A 4,175-nucleotide genomic window follows, 5' to 3' on the forward strand; every position below is an offset into this window, starting at 1 on the left:
CCTTCGTCCGGCTCCGCGCCCACGCCTATGCGCAAGGACGCCGGCTCGCCGACGTGGCCGCCGACGTGGTGGCCCACCGACTCCGCTTCTCCCCGCCTGCGGAGCCGGACCAGGCCGACGAGGAAACCTGACGCACCAGCGCCGACCGGTGAACTGGCTGGACTTCCCGCCCCCTCCCGGCGGGAATAGTCTCAATCGAGGGTGACACGATGAATCAACAGCTCCTGGCCAAGACCTTCGTCGAGCTGGCGGACAACCTGGTCGCCGACTTCGACCTGATCGACTTCCTGCGCCTGCTCACCGACCGCTGCGTAGGCATGCTCGGCGCCGACGCGGCCGGGGTGCTGCTCGCGGACCGCGACGGCGAACTACGAGTGATGGCCGCCTCCGACGAACAAGTACGGCTGCTGGAACTCTTCCAGCTCCAGAGTGATGAAGGCCCTTGCCTGGAGTGCTGTCGCACCGGCACACCCGTGATCGTCGCCGACCTGACCCGGGAGATCGACCGCTGGCCGCGCTTCGTCACGGCGGCCCACCGCAGCGGCTTCGGGGCGGTCCAGGCCCTGCCCATGCGCCTGCGGGACGAGGTCGTCGGCGCCCTGAATCTCTTCCGTGCCGCCCCCGGCCCCTTCGACCCGGCCGGCACACTCGTCGCCCAGGCCCTGGCCGACGTCGCCACCATCAGCCTCCTGCAACAACGCTCCACCCACCGCAGCACGATCCTCAACGAGCAACTGCAGACCGCGCTGAACAGCCGCGTACTGATCGAACAGGCCAAAGGCAAACTAGCCGAACGCCGAGGCATCGACATGGAACAGGCCTTCACCACCCTGCGCGGCTACGCCCGCGCACACAACCGACGCCTGTCCGACGTCGCCCGCGCCTTCATCGACGACTCCGAACCCCTCCCCGGTCTGGGGTCCTGACCCACTCCGCGCCACACCGGCGCGCCACCCACCGCGGCCCCTGCGTCGGGGTTCGCGGTCCGGACGGCCGCCGCCGCTGTGCGGCGGCGGCCGTGGCCACGAGGATGTGAGGCCCCCCTCCACCGTTTCCTCGCGCGCTGTCCTCCGCGGCGGCGGGACTGGTGAGAACACCCCGTCTGGAAAATGCCGGGAGGACGGAGGCTGGAGCCGCGCACTCCGGCGATGCAGCTCCGGCCGGCCTCGTTTCCGACTCGGGGGCTGGGAGCCTGGGTGGGGAGACTTGCTGGTACCCGACACGGTCGCAGTCCCGTCTTCCCTGCGTGGAGAGTAGAGCAGATACAGGCGAAACGGAACAGGGCCGTTCGCGGGCGCCGCCCGTGCACCCGGGACGTCGTCACGCGGCCCTCCTCGGAACACGGGGGTCGGCCATCACCTGGTCGTGCAGGCGGGCACAGGTACGGGTGATCAGACGGGAGACGTACATCTGAGAGACGCCGAGCTGCAGACCGATGCGATCCTGCGTCATCTCGCAGAAGAACCTCATGTAAAGGATCTGCCGTTCGCGTTCGGGCAGTGCCCGCAGCAGAGGCCGGAGCGCCTCACGGTTGACGACCCGGTCGAAACCGGGCTCCACGCCACCGAGGGTGTCGGTCAGCGGGTAGCTGTCCGCGGAGCGGCCGGGCACGGCGTCCACGGACAGAGCGGTGAAGCTCTCCAGCGCGCCCTGGCCCAGCCGTACCTCCGCCTCGGTCAGGCCGGTGTACGCGGCGATCTCGGGGACGGAGGGTTCGCTGCCGCCCGGTGAAGAGCTGAGCTCATGGCCGGCGGCCCGGACCCGGCCGCACAGTTCCTGTACGCGCCGCGGCACATGTACAACCCAGAGGTCGTCCCGGAAGTGCCGTTTCACCTCGCCGAGGATCGTCGGTATGGCAAAGCTCGGGAAGGCGGTGCCGAGACTCGGGTCGAAGCGGGACACCGCCTTGACCAGGCCCAGTTGGGCGACCTGCTTGAGGTCTTCGAAGGTCTCACCGCGATGGCGGAAGCGCCGGGCCAGCCGTACGGCCATCGGCATCCAGGCACACACCACCTCCTGCCGCAGCGCGGACCTCTCCAGGCCGTCCGGCAGGTTAGCGATGCGGCGGAACGCCGCATCGGTGTCCGGCGTGTCGTCGTAGGTGCGTGTGCTTCGTGGGCTCTGCGTGCGTTCGGCCGGCATGGGCATGTGTCTCCCCGATCGGTGGAGTCGCTCACCGTGGGAGTCGGCAGACCGCAGCACACAAGGGAGCAGCGACAGCTGCTCCCACGGGCGTGCCTCCGGTCCGAAGCACCTCGGACGGGTCCCCGGACAGCCCGCTTTCAAACAGGGTTTCCGCCGTCCGGCCGCGGCTGCCCACGGACGGTTCCGGCCAGCGCGTTCACCGTCGTCCATCGGCGCCCCAGTGGCCTTGTGCCCCCAACGGGCCCCATCGGGGCGCCGATCCGGGGCTACGCTGGTGTACAGACGTCCCGGACCCCGGCGCCGCATCGCCCATCGGCCACGATGGCACTCCCGCACATCTGCCGGTCTCCTGAACCGAGGCACCCATGCGCACCCCGCGGCAACCGCCCGACCCCGAAGGCTCAGAGCGTCTCGACCCGGCCACGGTGCGGCTGCGCCGGCTGAACCGCTGGCAGGCCGAGGGCCTGCGGGAGGACTTGGCGGATCTGTACGTGGAGTCCTCCGTCGCCGAGCCGGGTGAGGGGTTCCACGACCGGCAGAAGTTCCTGCACCGTCTGGCTGACGACGTGAAACTGCCGGGATTCGACATGCTGGTCGCCGAGGCGGAGGCCCTGACGGGGTGCGTCTGCGGCTTCTCCGTGCCGCGCGACGGCTCCTGGTGGCAAGGGTTCGAAGGACCGCTGCCGCAGAACCTCGAGCAACTGACCGCGTCCGGACACGTCTTCGCGATCCTTGAAACCGTCGTCCATCCGCATCAGCACGCCCGTGGGCTCGCCCGTCGGCTCCAGGAGCGCCTGCTCACCGACCATCAGGCTTCGCTCGGCGTCACGTTGGTGGATCAGTCCGCCGGTTCGGCCTGTGCCGTCTTCGAGGACTGGGGCTGGCAGGACGTGGGGCGGATCCAGCGCATGCCCGGCCCAACGGCCTTCCGCGTACTGGTTCTTCCTCTTGGCGAGCGCACGGCGCAACATCCGGACGGCCTCGCCCACAACGACCGGACCCAACGGCCCGAATAGCCGCCCGCATCGGCCGGTCCCGGCGTGTGCGGAGGCGTGGAGGAGCGCGTGGAGCTGTCGCCGGAGCAGGAGGCGCGGCGGATCGCGGCGGTACGGCGGTACGACTTCCTGGACACTCCGTCCGACGGGGCATTCGACCGGATCGCAGCACTCGCTGCCCGCCGGGTTGCGGATTCGGCCATGGTGCAACGGACGGGCGCGGAAATCGTACGCCTTGCTTACGAGGTCCTTCCGCGTGCGCCGGGCGGGATCACCGGCGTGAGTGGGGGGAGGGGCGGGTGGGGTGGCGGAATCTGGTTCCGCGTCCGCCACAGGCCGTGTCGTTGTGGTTCTCTGGCGGGACGCCGGCTGCGGCCCGCCACCCGGGGGCCGACGTACGTGACCGAGGCGATCCCGAGTACGTGATGCGGGGACGCGCCCGACGAGCCGACGAGATGACGTGCCCGACGCGCCCGGCCCCCGCGTGTGCCTTGTGGTGAGAGAAGGGTTCCCTCCCATGCCGGTTCTGCGCACACCGACCCCGCCGACCCCGTCGATGCCGTCGGCCGTCTCCGATACGACGGCCGGCTTGTTCGCCGCTCTCGTCGGTCTTGCCAACAGGCTCGCCGAGTGGAGCGGCGGCCCTGTGCCGACGGTGGCGGGCCGGATCACCAGTGCTCTCGTAAGCCCGCTTGCGAGTCCCCTCGCTCCGGACGACTACCTCGGCCTGATCGACCCGCTGCTGTCCGCTCGCCATCCCGCGGGCCGGGTGGTCGCCGTGCGGCCGGAGTGTGCCGGGGCGGCCACGCTGGAGATCCGTCCCGGGCGCAGCTGGGCGGGGCATCGGGCCGGACAGTACCTGCCGGTGGGAGTGGAGATCGACGGGGTACGGCACTGGCGTACGTACTCGATCACCTCACCCCCCGAGGCGCCGGGCCGAACGCTGACGATCACGGTCAAGGAGGAACCCGGCGGCCGGGTCTCCCCGCACCTCGTGTACCGGACCCGCCCCGGCGCTGTGCTCCGACTCGGCCC

At 70.5% G+C, this 4,175-nt stretch carries 4 protein-coding genes; 3 read left to right on the forward strand and 1 reads right to left on the reverse strand.

Annotation, left to right across the window (positions count from 1 at the left end; all coding sequences use genetic code 11):
• Positions 1-209: 209 nt before the first annotated feature.
• Entirely contained in the window at positions 210-926 is a 717-nt protein-coding gene (locus tag ACIBK0_RS51740) for a GAF and ANTAR domain-containing protein (protein ID WP_399097499.1), read from the forward strand.
• 394 nt (positions 927-1,320) lie between these two features.
• Here ACIBK0_RS51740 and ACIBK0_RS51745 read toward each other — a convergent pair whose 3' ends face one another.
• On the reverse strand, positions 1,321-2,148 hold the full coding sequence (locus ACIBK0_RS51745) for a SigB/SigF/SigG family RNA polymerase sigma factor (RefSeq protein WP_399097501.1): 828 nt from the start codon (positions 2,146-2,148) through the stop codon (positions 1,321-1,323).
• Positions 2,149-2,510: 362 nt separating this feature from the next.
• Between ACIBK0_RS51745 and ACIBK0_RS51750 the strand changes: the two genes are divergently transcribed.
• Together ACIBK0_RS51750 and ACIBK0_RS51755 are read left to right on the forward strand one after the other, a co-directional pair.
• Positions 2,511-3,161 (forward strand): hypothetical protein, encoded by a 651-nt coding sequence (locus ACIBK0_RS51750; RefSeq protein ID WP_399097503.1) that lies wholly within the window; start codon positions 2,511-2,513, stop codon positions 3,159-3,161.
• 496 nt (positions 3,162-3,657) lie between these two features.
• On the forward strand, positions 3,658-4,175 hold a 518-nt coding region (locus ACIBK0_RS51755; RefSeq protein WP_399097505.1), incomplete at its 3' end, for an FAD-binding oxidoreductase.

Origin of the sequence: Streptomyces sp. NPDC050564, assembly GCF_044457265.1 — a bacterium.
Taxonomy (GTDB): domain Bacteria; phylum Actinomycetota; class Actinomycetes; order Streptomycetales; family Streptomycetaceae; genus Streptomyces.